This is a genomic window from Kitasatospora sp. NPDC001175 (assembly GCF_053598215.1).
Map to the genome: position 1 here is coordinate 47372 of NZ_JBSFJU010000018.1, position 18089 is coordinate 65460.

At 71.0% G+C, this 18089-nt stretch carries 16 protein-coding genes; 11 read left to right on the forward strand and 5 right to left on the reverse strand.

Annotated elements, in window-relative coordinates; translation table 11 throughout:
• The first annotated feature begins 57 nt into the window (after positions 1–57).
• The 11 genes from ACWDAK_RS15905 (at position 58) to ACWDAK_RS15955 (ending at position 13863) form a co-directional block, all read left to right on the forward strand.
• Entirely contained in the window at positions 58–852 is a 795-nt protein-coding gene (locus ACWDAK_RS15905; protein ID WP_427393473.1) for a sigma-70 RNA polymerase sigma factor region 4 domain-containing protein, read from the forward strand.
• 257 nt (positions 853–1109) lie between these two features.
• Complete coding sequence (locus ACWDAK_RS15910; RefSeq protein ID WP_427393472.1) at positions 1110–1475, forward strand: pilin; 366 nt, start codon at positions 1110–1112, stop codon at positions 1473–1475.
• A gap of 311 nt (positions 1476–1786) precedes the next feature.
• Entirely contained in the window at positions 1787–3439 is a 1653-nt protein-coding gene (locus tag ACWDAK_RS15915; protein ID WP_427393471.1) for a hypothetical protein, read from the forward strand.
• 9 nt (positions 3440–3448) lie between these two features.
• The gene (locus tag ACWDAK_RS15920) at positions 3449–4414 is read left to right on the forward strand and encodes a PrgI family protein (protein WP_427393470.1); all 966 of its coding nucleotides are present in this window, start codon (positions 3449–3451) and stop codon (positions 4412–4414) included.
• On the forward strand, positions 4411–6201 hold the full coding sequence (locus ACWDAK_RS15925; protein WP_427393469.1) for a VirB4 family type IV secretion system protein: 1791 nt from the start codon (positions 4411–4413) through the stop codon (positions 6199–6201). The genes ACWDAK_RS15920 and ACWDAK_RS15925 overlap by 4 nt, the downstream gene beginning before the upstream one ends.
• On the forward strand, positions 6198–8612 hold the full coding sequence (locus ACWDAK_RS15930; protein WP_427393468.1) for a type IV secretion system DNA-binding domain-containing protein: 2415 nt from the start codon (positions 6198–6200) through the stop codon (positions 8610–8612). Before ACWDAK_RS15925 ends, ACWDAK_RS15930 begins: the two co-directional genes overlap by 4 nt.
• Positions 8613–8618: 6 nt before the next feature.
• Positions 8619–9578 (forward strand): replication-relaxation family protein, encoded by a 960-nt coding sequence (locus ACWDAK_RS15935; RefSeq protein WP_427393467.1) that lies wholly within the window; start codon positions 8619–8621, stop codon positions 9576–9578.
• 13 nt (positions 9579–9591) lie between these two features.
• Positions 9592–10536, forward strand: a complete 945-nt coding sequence (locus tag ACWDAK_RS15940) for a C40 family peptidase (protein WP_427393466.1) — start codon at positions 9592–9594, stop codon at positions 10534–10536.
• Between the two features lie 255 nt (positions 10537–10791).
• A complete protein-coding gene (locus tag ACWDAK_RS15945; RefSeq protein WP_427393465.1) occupies positions 10792–11511 on the forward strand; it encodes a hypothetical protein in 720 nt (239 codons plus the stop codon).
• Between the two features lie 185 nt (positions 11512–11696).
• Entirely contained in the window at positions 11697–12944 is a 1248-nt protein-coding gene (locus ACWDAK_RS15950) for a hypothetical protein (protein WP_427393464.1), read from the forward strand.
• A 244-nt stretch (positions 12945–13188) separates the two neighbouring features.
• Positions 13189–13863: a protein kinase family protein gene (locus ACWDAK_RS15955; RefSeq protein WP_427393463.1), complete on the forward strand. Its 675-nt coding sequence runs from the start codon at positions 13189–13191 to the stop codon at positions 13861–13863.
• A gap of 117 nt (positions 13864–13980) precedes the next feature.
• On the opposite strand, the gene ACWDAK_RS15960 is transcribed toward ACWDAK_RS15955, so the two are convergent.
• The 5 genes from ACWDAK_RS15960 to ACWDAK_RS15980 all read right to left on the reverse strand — a co-directional run bounded on the left by ACWDAK_RS15960 (position 13981) and on the right by ACWDAK_RS15980 (position 17282).
• Positions 13981–14826, reverse strand: a complete 846-nt coding sequence (locus ACWDAK_RS15960; protein WP_427393462.1) for a hypothetical protein — start codon at positions 14824–14826, stop codon at positions 13981–13983.
• A 116-nt stretch (positions 14827–14942) separates the two neighbouring features.
• On the reverse strand, positions 14943–15254 hold the full coding sequence (locus tag ACWDAK_RS15965) for a hypothetical protein (RefSeq protein ID WP_427393461.1): 312 nt from the start codon (positions 15252–15254) through the stop codon (positions 14943–14945).
• A 47-nt stretch (positions 15255–15301) separates the two neighbouring features.
• Positions 15302–15607 carry a hypothetical protein gene (locus ACWDAK_RS15970; protein ID WP_427393460.1) on the reverse strand — a complete coding sequence of 102 codons (306 nt, stop codon included), beginning with the start codon at positions 15605–15607 and terminating at the stop codon, positions 15302–15304.
• A 166-nt stretch (positions 15608–15773) separates the two neighbouring features.
• Complete coding sequence (locus ACWDAK_RS15975) at positions 15774–16223, reverse strand: hypothetical protein (protein WP_427393459.1); 450 nt, start codon at positions 16221–16223, stop codon at positions 15774–15776.
• A 252-nt stretch (positions 16224–16475) separates the two neighbouring features.
• Positions 16476–17282, reverse strand: coding sequence for a DUF317 domain-containing protein (locus ACWDAK_RS15980; RefSeq protein WP_427393458.1), 807 nt, complete (start codon positions 17280–17282; stop codon positions 16476–16478).
• Between the last annotated feature and the right edge of the window lie 807 nt (positions 17283–18089).

The window sequence follows — 18089 nt, forward strand, 5'->3', positions numbered from 1 at the left end:
CGCACTCGGTCCACTCGGCGATCACCGCCGACGACAACGGACCGAAGGAGCACCAGCATGAACTTCCGTACGATCTCGAACCGGCCGGTCGAGCCGCTGCAGCTCGTGGAGCTGGAGATGCAGCGCCTGGTGGAGCGGCCGGTGCCGCTGGCCCTGTACGTCGGCGACCTGGGCGAGGGCCTGCCGGACAGCTGGCTGGACATGGCGGCTCTGCGGGCGCTGCTGCTGCGCCCGTCCGTCGGATTCCAGGCGCGCGGAGCGGTGTGGCTTCGGCTGCTGCACCTGACCCGCGCCGACGGTCAGGCCGGTGAGGACTGGCGGGTGGCGACGTGCGGGATGGCCCTGCCGGGGCTGTGGCGGATCGCCGGCCGGATGCGCCGGGAGGTGCCGGAGCTGGCGGTGGAGGTGCAGCAGGTGATGCTGGCCGGGTTCTGGGAGGCGCTCATCTCGCTGCGGGAGCGGGCGCACGCGATGACGGCGCCGGGCACGATCCCGGCTTCCCTGTGCTGGTCTGCGGACCGAGCGGCGCGCACGTTCCGGAACCAGGAGACGGGCCACATCCGCAGGACGGCTGACCTTGGCGAGCAGGAAGCGCAGCATGCCGCGACTCCGAACCCGGAGGCCGTGCTGGAGCTGGCAATCGGCCAGGGTGTGCTGTCGCGGGACGCGGCCGAGCTGATCGCCCGCACCCGCCTGGAGGGCATGCCGGTCCGGGTGCTGGCCGAGCAGCGGGGGTGCACGCCGGAGTCACTGGGGATGAGGCGGCGCCGGGCGGAGGTGAAGCTCGCCGAGGCCATCCGCAGCGGCAGGCTCGACTGTACGGCCACGGTCGATCTGATGATCGAGCGTTAGAAAACGCCAGTTGATGGCGTTTTGAGCAGGTGAGAAGGGGATGCGGCCTCGCCAATCCACGGGCGGGGCCGGCATCCGTCAGTCCCGAGGACTCCGCCGCAGACGCTGACACCGCTGCCACCCGCCGCCCGACCCGCGAGGGGAGGTGACGGCCTGATGGAGCCCCCGGCCAGGTGCCCGACCGACCGCATCCCCTCTCTCCGCGGCCCAGCCGCTTCGCCTTTCTGCCCGATGTTCGCACCCATGCGGGAGTCCCCGTGTCCGCTCGTCCGCCCCAATCGCGCCGTCCACCCGCCTCGCCCTACGCTCTGCCCGCCGTGCTCGCCCTCGCCGCGCTGCTGGTGATCCTGGTCGCCGGATCAGCCTTCGCCGAACCGCCGGCCAAGCCACCAACGCTCGACCAGGTGCTCGGCAACATCACCACGTGGATCACCGGGATCATCGCGGCGGTCGCCACCACCTTCCTGACCATCGGGGGCCTGCGATATCTGCTGGCCGGAGGCGATCCGGGTGAGGTCCAGAAGGCGAAGACTGCCCTCCAGTCCGCCGGGATCGGCTACATGATCGCCATCCTGGCCCCGGTGATCCTCGACATCCTCAAGGGTCTGGTCGGAGCGACGTGACATCGCTTCAGACACCGGGCTGGCGCTGGTGGCCATGGATCGGAATGTCCGTCGCCACGATCGGGATGCTCACCGTCGTCCTGGTCATGTCGCCGCGGGCTCACGCCGACCCGAGTCCCGCTCCCGGCGCCGGGCCGTCCGCGCCTTCTCCCTCGCCGCCGAAGGCGGACCCGGGGACTTCGGGCCAGGATGCCGGTCTCATTCCTTCTCCTCCGGCCAAGGTGCCGCCTCGGCCGATGCCGACACCGGCTCCGTCGCCAGGTCCCTCGCCCACGCCTCCGCCCGAGCACGGCAGCGGGGGCGGGGAATCGGTGTCGTTCTGGGACATCCCCGGCCAGATCCGCCAGGCGATCACGCACTGGTTGGCCGACCTGATCCGGCCGTTCGTCACCCCGCTGATCAACTCCATGGTCCGAGCCCTGCTCACCACGCCCAATCCGGCCGAGCAACCACGGGTGCGCGAGCTATGGGAGAGCATGCGACTGGTCTCACTCGGCGTGTACGGGCTGTTCGTCCTCGCCGCCGGGATCACCACCATGACCCACGGCAGTGTCCAGCAGCGCTGGGGAGCGCAGGACGTCATCCCGCGACTGCTGCTGGGCATCGCCGCCTCGAACCTGTCACTGACGATCTGCTCCACCACCCTCAGCGTGGCGAACGCGGTCGCGGCGGCCGTCTTCGGCGAAGGCATCACAGCCGAGGACGTCGCAGGCACCTTCATCGGGCTGCTCCTCGCCCAGATCTCTTCTCCGACCGCGCCGCTGTACCTGCTGGTGTTCACACTCGCCGTCGCCGTACTCGGCTCGGCGCTGCTGATCACCGCACTGGTGCGCACCGCCGCCACGATTGTGCTGACTGTCGCGGCCCCATTGATGCTCGCCTGCCACGCGCACCCGCTCAGCGACGGCATCGCCCGGCTGTGGTGGCGTGCCTACCTTGGCTGCCTCGGCACCGAGATCGCGCAGGCGATCGTCTTCCTCGTCTGCGTCAAGGCCCTCCTGGACCCGGGCAACTACGGGCTCGTGCCCGTCCCGGACTCCGCCGCGCTGATCAACCTGATGCTGCTGTGCTGCACGCTCTACCTCCTGATCAAGATCCCCAGTTGGATCCGTCGCATCGTCACCACGCCAGCGCGAACGGTCACAGGCGGAGGCGGCCCGAGGATCGGGGGCCTGCGTACCGTGCGCAAGATCGCTCTTGGCGCCCTTGGGATGCCTATGGGTCCGTATGCGTTCGGTGCCCAGCTCGCCGGCAGGCTCCGCGCTGCTCGAAGCGCCACCGGGGCAGCCTCTTCCACGGCCCGCAGTGTCCCCCGCATGGGCCGCTCCCGCGCAGGAGGCTCGGGTGGCAGCCCGGCAGGAGGTCGGCCACCCGGCGGTCCGACGGGACCCACCGGTCCTCGTCGCCCTGGCGGACCGAGAGGTGGACCTCCCGGGGCAGGACCTGGTGGTCGCACCGCCGGACGTGCCCCGGGCAGGGGCGCTCCTCCGTCGCCAGGATCGGGCTCCGGCCCCTCTGCTTCCGGCCCCTCGGCTTCCAGGCCCTCTACTCCCGGCTCCTCGCCGACCGGCGGAGGCAGCGGCGGCTCGGGCTCGGTCCCGCAGTACCAGTGGGGCACCCCGTACAAGACGGCCTCCCGCCCGCCGAACACCGCGCAGTCCGGCACGACAGGGGCCGCGATCGGGCCGGCTCAGGCCCCCCAGGCGCCCGGCGGCGGGACCGGCGGAGCGGGTGGAGGCCGCGCGCCAAAGGGATCAGGCGGTCCGCACGACAAACCGTCCGGCCCTTCACCCAGCACTCCGCCGCCGGGCCCCAGCGCCCCGCCATCCACTCACCGCTCCTCGTCGGCGGCCAACCTGCGACCCGCCCGAGCCGATCTCCCGCCGCCGATCCCCCGCCCGGCACCGCTTCGCCCACCGCTCGACGACAACGGCGGCAACAGCCGCCGCCCGGGAAGGAGCTGAACCTCAAGAGTGAGCAAGTACTCCCGCGACGAAGGCGATTGGCCCTCGCTCGTCAAGATCCCTGCCGACGTGGACAGAGAGGACACCGTCCTTGGCCCGCTCACCGCGCGCCAGGCCCTTCAACTGGCCGCAGTCGCGATCATGCTGTGGCTCGGCTACCGAGCGTTCAGGCACGTGCTGCCACCCGTCTTCTACCTCGCTGGTGCCCTGCCTATCGCCACAGCCGCAACGCTCGCCGTCCTCACGCGGCGCGACCATCTTCCGCTGGACCGGTGGCTGCTGGCCGCGTGGCGCCACCGCCGAACGCCTCGCCGGCTCTCCCCTCACTCCGCTCCGAACGCCGCGTCGATGCCTTGGCAGGACCTCGTATTGGGCGAGCAGGCTCCGGCACGCGCCACCAGGCTCGTCCTGCCGGTCGCTGCAGTCGGCGAGAACGGGGTGCTGGACGTTGCCGGTGCCGGGCGTGTTGCGCTCAGCCGGGCAGGCACCGTCAACTTCGCTCTGCGCACGGGCGGCGAGCAGCAGGTGCTCCTGTCCGCGTTCGCCCGCTGGCTGAACGCGCTCACCGAGCCGGTTCAGATCCTGGTCCGTACCCAGCGGCTGGAGACCGGAGCAGCCGTGGCGGCTCTGGAACGTTCCGCCCCGGAACTTCCGCACCCGCTCCTGGAGGTTGCATGCCTTGAGCACGCTGCTTTCCTCGCGGACCTGGCTGCCGAACAGGACCTGCTGTCCCGCCAGGTGCTGCTCGCACATCGCGAGACGGGCCTCGACCGCGCAGCAGCCCTGCGGTCCTTGCGTCGCGCCGAGGAGACAGCCGGCCTGCTGGCCGCAGCGGAGATCCCGGTACGGGTGCTGACCGGGAACGAGGCGTTCGCGCAGCTGGCTGCCGCCACTGCGCCGGACACCCCGCTCCACCCGAACCCCGCACTCCCTGACATGCCCATCACCTATTCCGAGGAAGGGAGTGCCTGGTGAAGCGCCGACATGACCTCCGCGCCGACGAGCCGACCGGACTCGGCCTAGGGCCGGACAGCATCCAGATTGAGCCCCGCGTCCTGTCGGTCGGCGACCTGCTCGCCACCACGCTCATCGTCACCGGCTACCCGGCCGAGGTCGGACCGGGCTGGCTGGAACCCCTGCTGACCTACCTGGGCCGGCTCGACGTCAGCCTGCACATCGAACCCTTGCCTCCCGCGATCGCGGGCCAGCGGCTGCGCAAGCAGCGCGCCCGGCTGGAGGCCGAGCGCCGGACCAGCTACCAGCGGGGACGCTTGGAGGACCCGGAGACGGAGGCCGCTGCGCAGGATGCCGCCGAGCTCGCCTGGCGCGTTGCGCGAGGCGAAGGCAAGCTCTTCCGCCTCGGCCTCTACCTCACGATCTATGCCACCACGCGGGAGCAGCTCGCGGACGAGTTGTCCGCGGTGCGGGCAATCGCTGAGTCAATGCTGCTGCGCTGCCACACCGCGACCTGGCGAGCGCTTGAGGGCTGGACGACCTGCCTGCCGCTCTGCGTGGACCAGCTGGACACGAAGCGCACATTCGACACGGCTGCCCTCGCGGCGTGTTTCCCCTTCGCCTCACCCGATCTTCCCTCCGGCGGGACCAGCTCTGCTGCGGGGGCGGGGGTCGGACCGGTTCTGTTCGGGCTGAACGCCGCCGCGTCCGGTCTGGTGCTGTGGGACCGGTTCGCGCAGGACAACCACAACTCGGTGACGCTCGCGCGGTCCGGGGCCGGCAAGTCCTATCTCGCCAAGCTCGAAGCACTGCGGCTGCTCTACCAAGGCGTACAGGTCTTCGTCATCGACCCAGAGGACGAGTACACCCGCCTCGCCGAAGCCGTCGGCGGCACCACAGTCCGCCTCGGTGCCGACGGCGTGCGGATCAACCCGCTCGACCTCGCCGACGCGGATCCCGGCACGGGTGACGGTCTGACGCGCCGAGCACTGTTCCTGCACAGCTTCCTCGCCGTCCTGCTCGGCGAGGCACTCGACAGCGCAGACAAAGCGCTGATGGACACGGCGATCCTCGCGACGTACCGCCGCGCCGGGATCACCTCGGATCCGCGAACGCACACGCGCCCGGCACCGCTGCTGTCCGACCTCGCCCAGACCCTCGCCGACACGGAGGATCCGGCGGCGAAGCGGCTCGCCGAGCGCCTCGCACCGTACGCGACGGGCAGCCACCGCAGGCTCTTCGACGGCCGCACCACGCACACCGGGCGCAGCCATCTGACCGTGTACTCGCTGCGGGACGTTCCCGACGAGCTGAAAGCCGCAGCCACCATGCTCACGCTCGACGCCATCTGGCGGGTCGTCACGGATCCAGGCGATCGACGACCGAGGCTGATCATCGTCGACGAGGCCTGGCTGCTGATGCGCGACGAGCACGGCGCCCAATTCCTCTACCGCATGGCCAAATCCTCGCGCAAGCGCTGGGCAGGCCTGTCCGTCATCACCCAGGACACCGCCGATCTGCTGGCCACCGACCTGGGCAAGGCGATCGTGGCGAACGCCGCCACCCAGATCCTGCTCCGCCAAGCACCGCAGGCCATCGACGCGGTCGCCGAAGCCTTCCGCCTGTCTGCCGGCGAGGCCGCCTACCTCCTCGCCGCCCTCCAAGGCCAAGCCCTGCTCTGCGCCGGCCCCGGCCAGCGCGCCGCCTTCACCACCACGGCCTCCTCAACCGAGCACAGGCTGATCACCACCAACCCCGCCGAAATCCCCGACCCTCACCAGGCCCACGGCACTCAGGAACAGCGGTGAGCGGCCAGCAACCGGGCGGCCCACTGGCCCCGTTTCTCATCGATCCGTCCAGCTGGTGGCACGGCGCCACCGAGGCGGTCTGGTCCGCCGTCGCTACCAGCTGGCCGTTGCTCGCCGTGGCGGCGGCAGCGGCAGCCGTGACTTGGCAGACGACCAGAGTGCGGGCCCACCGTGCGCGGCAGAGCTGGCTGACCGCCGGGGGCACCGTGCTGGCGATCCTGGTCCCGCCGACCGTCGAGCCGGCTTCGGCCGAGGCGCTTTGGAGCCACCTCGTCGGCCTGCTGCGGCCGTGGTGGCGCAGGGTCGGCAAGGGCCAGCCACACCTCGCCTTCGAATACCGGTTCACCGCCGACGGACTGCGCATCCGCCTCTGGGCACCGGCCTCAGTGCCGCAGATCCTGCTGCGGCGCGCGGTCGAAGCCGCCTGGCCCGGCGCCCACACCAGGCTCGAATACCCCGGTCCCCGCCTCGCCAAGGGCACCCAGTACTCCACCGGCGGCCGGCTGCGACTCGCCCGGCCGGAGATCCTCCCGCTGAAGACGGACCACGCCGCCGACCCGCTGCGCGCCCTGCTCGGCGCAGGCCTCGGCGCGGAGACCGGCGAGGAGATCACCGTCAGCGTTCTCGCCCGGCCCGCCACTGGTGCCCGCATCCGCCGGGCCAAGCGCCGGCTCCAGCACCTGCGAACCGGTTCCGGACACCCAAGCCGTGCGGGACGGCTCTTCGACCTGCTCACCCATCAGCCGTCGCGCACCACACCCGCTCCCCGGGACCCCGAGCAGAGCGGCGAGCTGCGCACCGCACTGGCCAAAGCGGCAGGTCCGCAGTGGGAGACCTGCGTCCGCTACTGCGTCACGGTGCCCATCGCGGACGCCCCGGACGGCGACAAGGCGGCCCAGCGCTCAGCCCTGAACACCGCCCGCACGCAGGCCCGCAGCCGGGCGCATGCTGTGGCGTCGGCGTTCGCGGTGTACTCCGGCCGCAACTGGTATGCCCGTCACCGCCTCCGCCGGCCCGCCGAGACGACGGACGAGCGGCACTTCCCACCGCGGGGCGACCTCCTGTCCGTCACCGAACTCGCCGTAGTCGCCCACCTGCCCGCCGACCCCGCGGCCCCCGGTGTCGAACGTGCCGGCGCGCACTCCGTGCAGCCCACCACTGCGATCCCCGTGCCCGGTCCGTCGGTCAAGCCGCTCGGCACCGCCGACACCGGCCTCGCCCGGCCGGTCGGCCTGTCGGTGGCAGACGGCCGCCACCACGTCCACATCATTGGCGCGACCGGCTCCGGCAAGTCCACCCTGATGGCGAACATGATCCTCGACGACGCTCAGGCCGGGCGAGGCGCGCTGGTGATCGACCCGAAGGGCGACCTCGTCCTCGACCTGCTCAGTCGCATGCCGGAGTCGGCGCTCGGCCGCACCGTGCTCATCGACCCCGACGACCGCGGCCTGCCACCCCGCCTCAACGTCCTGGAGGGAGCGGACGCGGATGTCGTCGTCGACAACCTCGTCGGCATCTTCCGGCGGATCTTCGCCGCCTTCTGGGGCCCTCGTACCGACGACGTCATGCGCGCTGCCTGCCTCACCCTCATGACCAGCACGACCACCCGAGGCACGGTCACGCTCGCCGACATCCCGCCCCTGCTCACGGACACGGTCTATCGCCGCCGCGTCGCCCACGGCATCAACGACAAGGTGCTGCGCGGATTCTGGCACTGGTACGAGCAACTGTCCGAGCCCTCACGGGCAGCCGCCATCGGACCGCTCATGAACAAGCTCCGTACGTTCCTGCTCCGCCCGTTCGTCCAGAACACCATCGCCGGCGGGCCCTCCACCTTCGACCTCGACAGCGTGCTCAACGGCGGCATTGCCCTCGTCCGGCTGCCCAAGGGCGTCCTCGGCGAGGAGACCGCCCGCCTCCTCGGCTCCTTCACCGTCGCCAAGACCTGGCAGGCCGCGACCAGCCGCGCCGCACGTCCCGAGGACACCCGCCGCGACGCCGCCCTCTACATGGACGAGTGCCACAACTTCCTCACCCTGCCCTACCCGCTGGAGGACATGCTCGCCGAGGCCCGCGGCTACCGCCTCGGCTTCGTCCTCGCCCACCAGCACCTCGCCCAGCTCCCGCACGACCTGCGCGAAGGCATCTCCGCCAACGCCCGCTCCAAGGTCGTCTTCAACGCCTCCCCCGAGGACGCCCGGGACCTGGAACGCCACATGCGCCCCAACCTCACCGCCCACGACCTCTCCCACCTTGGCGCCTACCAGGCCGCGGCCCGCCTCGTCGCCCGCTCCGCGGACGCCCCCGCCTTCACCCTCCGCACCACTCCGCTGCCGCCCAGCATCCCCGGCCGCGCCACCGAAGTCCGCCGCTCCTCCCGCACCACGTACGGCCCCGCCACCCGAAAGTGAGGCCCCATGCCCAGCCCCCTCGTGCCCAGCCCCCGCCCCCGCACCACCCGCCGCCAGCCGCCGCTGTACGCCCTCGCCTCCCGCCTGACGGCCCGCGACCTGTGGCTGCTGGAGATGCTGCTGGAGCACTCCGTCCTGACCACCACCCACATCACCGACCTCTCCTACACCTCCCGCCGCTCGGCCAACCGGCGCCTTGCCACCCTCACCGGCCTCGGCCTGCTCACCTCGTTCCGCCCCCAGCTGCCCATCGGTTCCTCCCCCGCCCACCACACCCTCGGCCCCACCGGCGCTGCCCTTCTCGCCGCCCGCCACGCCACCACCCCGGCCGCGCTCGGATGGCACCCCGACCACTGCACCCGCACCGCCTTCTCCCCCACGCTCACCCATGACCTCGGGGTGGCCACGTCCCTCACCCAGCTCATCCAGGGATCCGCTCCCACTGGGTACTTGAGCGCCTGGTGGTCCGAGCGCCGCTGCCGCGAGCAGTGGGGCGACCTCGCCCAGCCCGACGCCTACGCCACGTGGACGGCCTCCGGCGGCGAGATCTCCTTCTTCCTCGAACACGACACTGGCACGGAGTCCCTCACCCGCCTCGCCGCGAAGCTCGACAACTACGCCGAACTCGCCATCGCGACTCGCAGCCGACCGCTCGTGCTGTTCACCCTCCACAGCCAGCGCCGCGAGGCCAACCTCCACAAGCGCCTCACCAGCCACGCCGCCCTCGACTACCTGGCCGCCGCCACCTTCAGCCGTGACCAGCTCACCACCCCGGCCGGACCGGTCTGGCTGCCCGTCAGCGCCCTCTCGCGCCGCCTGCACCTCGCCGAGCTCCCCGACGGCTGGCCAGCCGACCGCTGTCCCTCCATGTCCCCGCTCGCCGCCACCGGCACCGTCCACCCGGGCAGCCGGCCAGCTGTGCCACCGCCCCACCCACTACCGCCCGGCCACCCCGCCCGCGCCTGAATGAACGGCGCCGATGGAATCCGCGGCGGCCCGCGCGACCACCGCAGCTACCGCGGGCTGCCTCGCCGCCTTCATTCTCCTGGCCGCTGCCGCCGGGGCCGCACTGTCAGCCGCCACCGGCGGCCTCCTCGATCTCCTCACCGACGACAAACCGGCCAGCAGCAATGCCCTGGCCGACATTCCGCCCGGCATGGCGCCCCTCTACCAGCAAGCCGCGCTCACCTGCCCCGGACTGCCCTGGAGCATCCTCGCCGCCATCGGCAAGATCGAGACCGACCACGGCCGAGCGGCGAACCAGACCTCCACCGCCGGGGCCGTCGGCCCGATGCAGTTCCTCCCCAGCACCTTCGCCCAGTACGCCGAACCAGTCCCTCCCGGAGGTGCCGTCCCGCCCACCCCCTGGGACCCAGTCGACGCGGTGCACGCCGCCGCCCGTCTGCTCTGCGCCAGCGGCGCCCGCAACGGCAGCGACATCCGCGCCGCCGTCTTCGCCTACAACCACGCGAACTGGTACGTCGACAAAGTCCTCGTCCAGGCCCGCGAGTACGCCGGCGCCGACCCGCTCATCCTCACCGCCCCTAACCGGGCCGCAGCCACCGCCGTCGTCTTCGCCCGCTCCAAGATCGGCACCCCGTACGAATGGGGCGGTACCGGAACCGATGGCCACGGCTACGACTGCTCCGGCCTCACCCAGGCTGCCTACGCCGCCGCCGGCATCCCCATCCCCCGCGTAGCCCAGGACCAGTACAACGCCACCACCAAGCTCCCACCCGGAAGCGCCCTACTCCCTGGCGACCTCGTCTTCTACGGCACCTCCACCACGGACATCACTCACGTCGGTCTCTACGTCGGAGGCGACCAGATGATCGAGGCACCCCGCACTGGCATCCCCGTCCGCCAAGCCTCCTACCGGCCTCCTGGCCTCAGCTTCGTCGGCGCCACAAGGCCGGTCCGATGAACACCGGGGCACCCCCCGTTACCGCGCCCAGCCGAAGGCTCCCACTTGTGATCGGACCGGGGATGGCGAGCGCCGCCGGTGCGCGCCCGGGCAGGAGAAAACCGCTCTGCCCGCGATCGAACTCACAGGAGCCCAGGACCCGTGCACAGTACCCTCCCCGCCACCCCGCCCACCCACTCCGAACTCCGCCGAACCGGCAGGGTGCTCACCACGGGTACGTGGGTTCTCATCGGTGCGGTGTGCACCTTCTCCGCCATGACCGGCGCCCACTTCATCGGTGCGCACACCCCACAGCCCTGGGCAGGCTGGACACTCGCGGGCGCCATCGACATTGCCTTCGTCATGGCGCTCCAGGCCGACGCCACGCTCGCCCGCTACGGCTCCAACGGAGGCGGCTGGCCCACTACATTTCGCTGGCTCACCGGCGGGTTCTCCGTCTTCGCCAACATCGGCGACGCCGCACTCGGGGGAGACACCGTGGGTATCCTGGTCCACCTCATCGCCCCCGCCCTGCTCCTCGTACTCGGGGAGGCCGGACCTGCCTGGCGCCGTCAACTGGTTAGCCTCAGCCGAATGCCCCCGCGGCTCCTTGACAGCTGCTCAGCCCTGCCCCGTGCACACCTGCACACCTCCGGTCTGCCAGTCTCCAATGCCGACACCGACGACCAGCCTGAAGTGCCCACCCGGCCGGACTCGTCAACCCAACGCAACCGCCATGCGGACGCGTCTCTGCCGACAGCCGCGAGCCGAGTGCGCACCCATACCCTGAACACCCCTGTCGATGCCGCTCCCCCGGCCAATGCGCAGGAGGCCCGGGCTCGCATTGTCAGAGGCCGTCTTGACGGTCTCAGTCAGCGGGAGACCGCTCGCCGGGCCCACCGCAGCCCCGCATTTGTCCGCAAAGTCTGGACCGCAATGGACGAAGGTCCGGATACCCCCAGGACGCCTGAGAAAGGCCCAGGTGCCATGAAATAACCAAGTGACCGGCGCCCGCCGCGCATTCTGCGTCTAGCACCGATACCTTTTCCCGACTTCAGCAATTGACGGGCAAAGGCCACGGGATCAGATTATAGACCGGCCTTCCCCCCGGCTCCTGCCTCTTCTCGACGTACGCAGCGAGCACCTGCCGAATAACCTCCGAGAGACTGCACCCTTCGGACTTGACCACCGCCTTGGCGCTATTCCAGAGATCGTCGGGAACGCGGATGTTCTTCAACGGCGTGGCCGGTTTGTTCGGCACGTCAGGACACCTGGTGAAAGCCTTCGGGATGGCGGCCGGGGCCACCCCAATATCGCAACGGGCACGTCACGGATCTGAGTTCCCGCACGGCAACCCGCTTGACTTGTCCGCACCGACCAAGCGTCCATGGAGCTGGCCCGAACGACGCGGATGCGCACTGCGCGGGCCGGGCAGCGCCGCTGCCCATTCCCGGCCGGGGACCCTTTGTCCGTTCTTGCGGAGCCTGGAGGCCCCTCTCATGTCCGACACCTTGAGCAGCATCAACCGCCCCATCGGGCGACCGGTGACCGCCGTGACCGGCGCCGTGGCCGCCATCTACACCGAACTGTGCGGCCAGGACCGCGCGACCGCCGCCGCCCTGGCCCTCGCCGCCGGGGTCAGCCCCTCCGCCGCGCGGAAGGCCCTCGTGGCCCTGGAGGAGCGTGGCCTCGCGCAGCGCACGCAGGGCGGGAACGACCGTACGCGACGTCTGCCCGACACCTGGTACGCCACGGCCCCGAAGTCAGCCGAGGCCGATGACCGCTCGGCCCCCGCCGCGTCTGCCGACAGCCGCTCGGCCGAGGCGGAGGGCGGACACGCCGACCGGCCCAACGCCTCCGAGCCCGAGTCCAGGATGACCGACGGTGACGGCAGCGACTCCCCGGCGCCGACGGAGCTCGAGGCACACTTCGACGACGATCAGCCGACCGCGGCCGCTGAAGACAGCGGCGGTGCCACGAAGCTCACACGCGAGGCACCGGCTGTGGGCACCACCTCGGCGCTGCCGGAGACCAGCGCGAACACTCCGCAACCGGCGGACGACCCCAGCCCAACCGGCAGGGCAGTGGCTGCTACTGCGGCGGCCGACACGCCCACAGAAGCCGTCGACACGCCCGTTAGCGCGGTCCCGGCGGTGTGCCCGGCCTGCGGGGCGCAGCGGCGGCCTGCGCCCCGCAGGCCCGCGGCCGTCGGCACCGGTTCCCGGCTCGGGTCCGGGCAGTTGCACCAGATGATCCTCGAGCACCTGCAGGCGAACACCGAGCAGGACTGGTCCCCTACGGGAATCAGCAACGCGCTCGGCCGGTCCGCCGGGGCGATTGCCAATGCGCTGGCCACCATGGTCAACCGAGGCGAGGCGGAACTGACGAGTGCCAAGCCCCGGCGATACCGGGCCACCACCACTGAGTAAGAGGCCCCAGGTGGCCGACCGAGCAGCACCTGCTGCTCGGTCGGCCACCTTTCTCTGTGTGATCTACCGCGGTTTCGGCGAGGATGGGCAGGTGACTGCCTCCCATCCTCTCCTCGGTGTCGACGCCGTGCCGGCCCTGCGGCCATATCTGGACCAGGCGGGGCGCGTGTTCGCCTCGTTCACCGATCAGGACTCGCAGTGTGTGTCATACGGCGTCGAAGTCGGGGACGGGAGCAGGTGGTTCGTGAAGGCGGCCACTACCGCGAGCTCGGCCGAGTCGTTGCGCAGGGCCGACCGGTTCCACGAGGCCGTACGGCATGAGGTGATCGTGCCGCAGTTGCACCAGTTCACGGTGGGCGGTCTTCCGGCTGTGGTGATGCCGTGGTTCGAAGGCGAGGTCCTCTACGCGGCCACCCGGACGGGAGGCGAGGACCGGACGGCGCCGAGCAGTGCCATGGCGCGTTTTCGGACGCAGCCGCTGCAACGTGTTCTGGACGCGGTGGAGTCGGTGCTGGAGGCCCACCTCGCAGTAGAGGAGGCCGGGTTCGTTGCGGTCGACTTCTACGACGGCTGCTTGCTATACGACTTCACGACAGGCCGACTGCGGCTGTGCGACCTCGACGAGTACCGCCCAGGACCGTTCACCGTGGAGGGCGAGCGATTGCCGGGCTCGAAACGCTTCATGGCACCGGAGGAGTTCCGGCGCGGCGCCGAGATCAACGCCCGGACGACGGTCTTCAACCTGGGCAGGGCGGCCAGGCTACTGCTCGACGCAGGGGACACCGAGAGCCATTGGCGCGGCAGCACTGCACAGTTGGCAGTCGTCGTGAAGGCCACCGACTCGCGGCCAGAGCTCCGGTACAGCTCGGCTGGCGAGTTGCTCGCCGCCTGGCGGGCAGCAGGCCCACCAGGCGGCTGAGTCGTGCTGGTGATCTGTCTCTTCGAGCAGGTCGATTCAGGGCGGGACAGTCGGCTTCATACCGCCAGCAGGCGATCTGGGACCCCGGGCAACCCGGCCGACCCAGGTGGCCGGGTCCTACCTGCGGCCGACGCATCCCGCGTGGCCGCAGCCGCCGCAGAACCCTCCGCGCGAACATGCGCAGCCGCAGGCCCCGCTGCTCTGTCGGGGAACCCTGGTGAGGCGGCGGGCAACCTGGGTGGCCGACGTCGCGGCTCCCGTGGCCACTGGCCGGAGCGCGCCGAGGATCAGGTCGGCGAGGTCGGAGCGGCTGACGTTGCAGGTGGCGTGGGCGAGCGCGAAGTCCAGGCCAGGGGTCAGCGCTCCGTTCGCGGGCAGGTTCAGGGTAAGGGCGAGACGCAGGGTCATCTCGCGCTCGATCAGGGAGTCGTAGCCGGGTGGCAGGTAACGGGCGGCATCCCGGGCGCCGATGTTGATCGTCTTGGTGAGCGAGCAGACAGTGCCGCTACGCAGCTGCATGGCAGCGACCTGGGCTGCCGCGCGGATTGAGCCGTGGAGTCTGTCGGTGACGGAGGCGGGCGTGGCGGTGGGGTGGGTGGTGGGGCGCAGGGTGCGGCTCGGGATGTGGGGCAGCTGAGCCGCCGCGCACAGGAGGGCGTCGCGGCGAACCGGGCGGGGCCAGAGCCGGTCGCGGCTCTCCAGCGAGGGCATGGGGTCGGAGGCGAGGAGGCCGTGGGGGTAGAGCTGGGCGGCGTGGGCGAGTCTGAAGATGCATTCGCGACGGATCAGGTCCATATGGCCGGGCGGCTGGTCGCCGGTGGGCGTCGCGGGGCGGATGGCACTGTGGGCGTCGGCGAAGCGGTCGCCCGTGGTCAGGGCGTGGGTGAGGGCGGCGGCCAGGGTCGTTGCGGTGAGGGCGCGCAGGTGGTGGAGGTCGGCGGGCGTGCCGGGCTGCGTGGTCATGGTGGGGTCTCCCGACTGGGCAGGTGGGTTGGGGCCGGGGCGGGGTCGCCCCGGCCGGGCGTGTCCGGTCGGCAGACATTCGAGATCGGCCGGCCGGTGCTGGGGGTTGGGGGTAGCTACGTGGGCGTGCCGTCCGGGCCGGAGCTGTTGTCCGCGAAGAGCGCATCGAGCCAGGTCTCGGTGGCTTCACGGGCGGTCTGCTCGGCGTACTGGAGTTCCAGGCGCAGGAAGGCAAGGGTCTCGGGGCGGCGGTCGGCCTGAAGGGTGTCGAGGATGTGGCGGATGCTCTGGGTGAAGGTGTGAAGGGCAGCGATCAGGTCGAAGTAGCTGGTGTCGTCGCTGGCGAGGAGTTCGCCCTTGGCGAGGCCCGTGACGTTCTCGAAGTGCTGGATGACCGCGGCGAGGGCTTCTCGGAGGTTGTGGTGCATGGCCGGTCGCTCCTGGGTAGAGGGTCGGGCGTCGGCGGAGGCCGTGTTCAGGCGGCGCCAGGCAGGTCGCCGTAGGGGTCGTGGTGAAGCTCGACCCAGGCCTCGGGCGGGAGGTAGCCGATCTGGCCGCCGTCCCTGATCCACACCACCCCGCTCGGCTCCTCACTGGGGCCGGGCAGCGGCTGGTCGTCGCCGGGCCCGGTGCTGGGCTGGATGTGCGGCGTACCGGTAACCGGGCCGACGTAGTGCTCGAACGGCCACTCGGGGGACAGGGCGAGACGGACCGGGGTGCCGGGGTCGAATGCCTTCAGGCTGGTGATGAGGTCGGCGACGGTCAGGTGGCGCTGCACCATGGTGGCGTCATCCTCCTTGCAAGTCCGGGAAGTTGGAGATTTGGTCCGGGAGTCTTCTGCAGCCGGTCCACCTGGGGATCGGCTCGCATGGCGGGCAATGGGCCGCCCCGCCCCGGCAGCCGGGCGGGTGCACGGCCGCCAAGGCGGGATGGGTTGTGGTGAGCCGTCAGAGATCGGAGGTGCCGTTGCCCTCGGCCGGGGCCGCGGTGTTGAGCCGCTGGTAGGCGCGGGCGAGGAACCTGAGCTGGTGCGTGAGGGTGCCGGTGATGGCGGCGAGGATGTCGAGGCTGGCGCCGGTGGCGGCGAGGGCCGGCTGGGCGTGGCACGGGGTGAGGGCGCCGCCCGCCGCGATGGTGTCCAGGTCCTTGTGGGCGGCATTCAGCAGGCGCTCACTGTCCGCGACGGTGCGGTCGAGCTCGTCGACGGTGCTGCCGATGATCAGGGCGAGCTCGTCGAGGGCTTCGCCCCGGTCGGTGCCCGCGTGCGGGCGGCTGGAGTGGTGGGTGTCGATGAGGGCCAGGACCGTGGCGCGACCCGGCCAGGACATCGGGGGGACCGCCGTGGTGGAGGTGGTCGCGGCGAAGGCGTCGGGGCCGGGGTTGGGGCTCGTGGTCACAGCAGGTGCTCCTTGGAGGTGATCGCAGGTTGCTGGTGGTACGCCCTGACGGCCGGGCGCGCGGGCCTGCGGCCGCCGGGTCTAGCGAGCCGGTGCTGGGTGGGCAGCAGGCGGCGGGACCGGTGGTCCAGGGACCGGAGGTGGCTCGCCCAGTCGGCCTGGGTGCACTTCCTCCAGTCAGTGGCGGTTGTGGCAGGCTTGGTGGCGGTACCGCCCCCGATTCGAGCGGGGGCGGTACCGCCTGGCCCGAGGTCAGGTGCGGGTGACGTGCTGCCAGGCGGCACGCGGGATCATGTGTTCCTCGCGCATCAGCGGGTCGGTGGCGACCAGGGCCTTCACGAACGCGGCTACCAGGTCGGCCGGCGTGCCGGTGGTGAAGGTCGCCTCCCACACCGGGCGGCGGTACGGCGCAGGGGCCGCCCAGATCGTCCATCGGGCATAACCCTGGAGGGTCTCGTGTTCCGGCGAGTTGCGCACCCAGGTACGCAACTCAATGGCGGCACGGCCGTCGGGTGCGGTGAGGCGCTTGAGACCGTTCTCGGCGAAGTAGTCGTGCTCCCACCCGGCGTCGCCCGCGACCCTGAGGACCTTGTCGATGGCCTGGCTGTCGGTGTCGCCCGGCGCCGCGAACCCGTCGTCGTTGGCGTTGTAGCTGGCGGCCCAGGCGGTGGTGAAAGCCTGGATGAACTCGTAGGGGGCCTCGTCGCCGAAGGCGGCCATCCAGGTGCGGGCTCCGTGGTGGCTCGGGCGGACCCAGGCCTTCCAGAGTCCGACGTGCTCCGGGTTGGGCTCGGGAAGGAAACCGAGGTAGCCGCGTCCGCAGGGACTGGTGAGGTCGCAGTTCGCGAGCTCGTCCACCCAGTGGTGCCAACCGGCCTGGCTGATCAGGGGGTTGAAGGCGTCATCGGCCTCCAGGCCACCTCCGGCGAGGTAGCGGGGGCTGACGAGGACCTCTCCGTCAGGGCGGCTGGCCGACTCGTAGACCGAGGCGGTCTCGGCGATGTCGGGAGACTCGGGCGGCGCCTCGGCGGCGGTGTCGGCGGCGGCTGTGTCGGTCATCGGCGGAGCTCTCCTTTGGATTCAGTCGGCAGGTCAGGTGACGCGTTGTCGCGTCGGCGTGCGGAGGCAGGCGGCTATTGATGCCCGGCCATTCCAGGCCAGACTCCTCAATTCCCCGCCCTCCGCAATCACTGGGCACAATTGACCCGCGAAAGGAATTTCAGGGTTTTGATGAAACTTCCGCCGCCCGATCCCTCCGGGCACATTTCAAAGATAGCTCGACCGCGGGGGCATGTGAAGCCGAAACCAAGGCTGGAAAATGCTGGAATTCAAGGCATTTCACGACGCCTTGCGTCGTGAAATACAGCGTTCTCGACACCTCCTGTCGTGAGTTCCAGATTGCACGACCGATTCGCAGGAAATGCCCCCGTAGCGCGGCCGGAACATCACCCGATCGGGCGATGTTCGCGGGCGGCCCCGGGCAGGCGGCCCCAAACAGGCGGCCCCGGGCAGGCGCCACCCCACCGCTTCGCGGGGGCCCGCGCCCCCCGGGACCAGCAGCAGGTCCCAGTCCGAGTTCTGTACGGGTTCGGACAAAGTACGAGCAATGAAGAGCCGTAGTTGAAGCAGCGACAGACCTACGACAACTGGCGGGGGCTCCGGGAAGCACGGCGGGAGCCGGGCCGCCGTCACGCGCGTGTGGAGACCGGGAGATACCTGCCCCGGTTAGGCAGTCTGGCCTTCCAGCCGGGCTCCGTTCGGCCCCTGACCTGCGGGTTCAGCGCCAAAGGGCCCGTCCTTCTACTAGGCGGACACCCGAGTGGACACCCATGGATGGACATCCATGAACGGACACCCTGCCTGCCA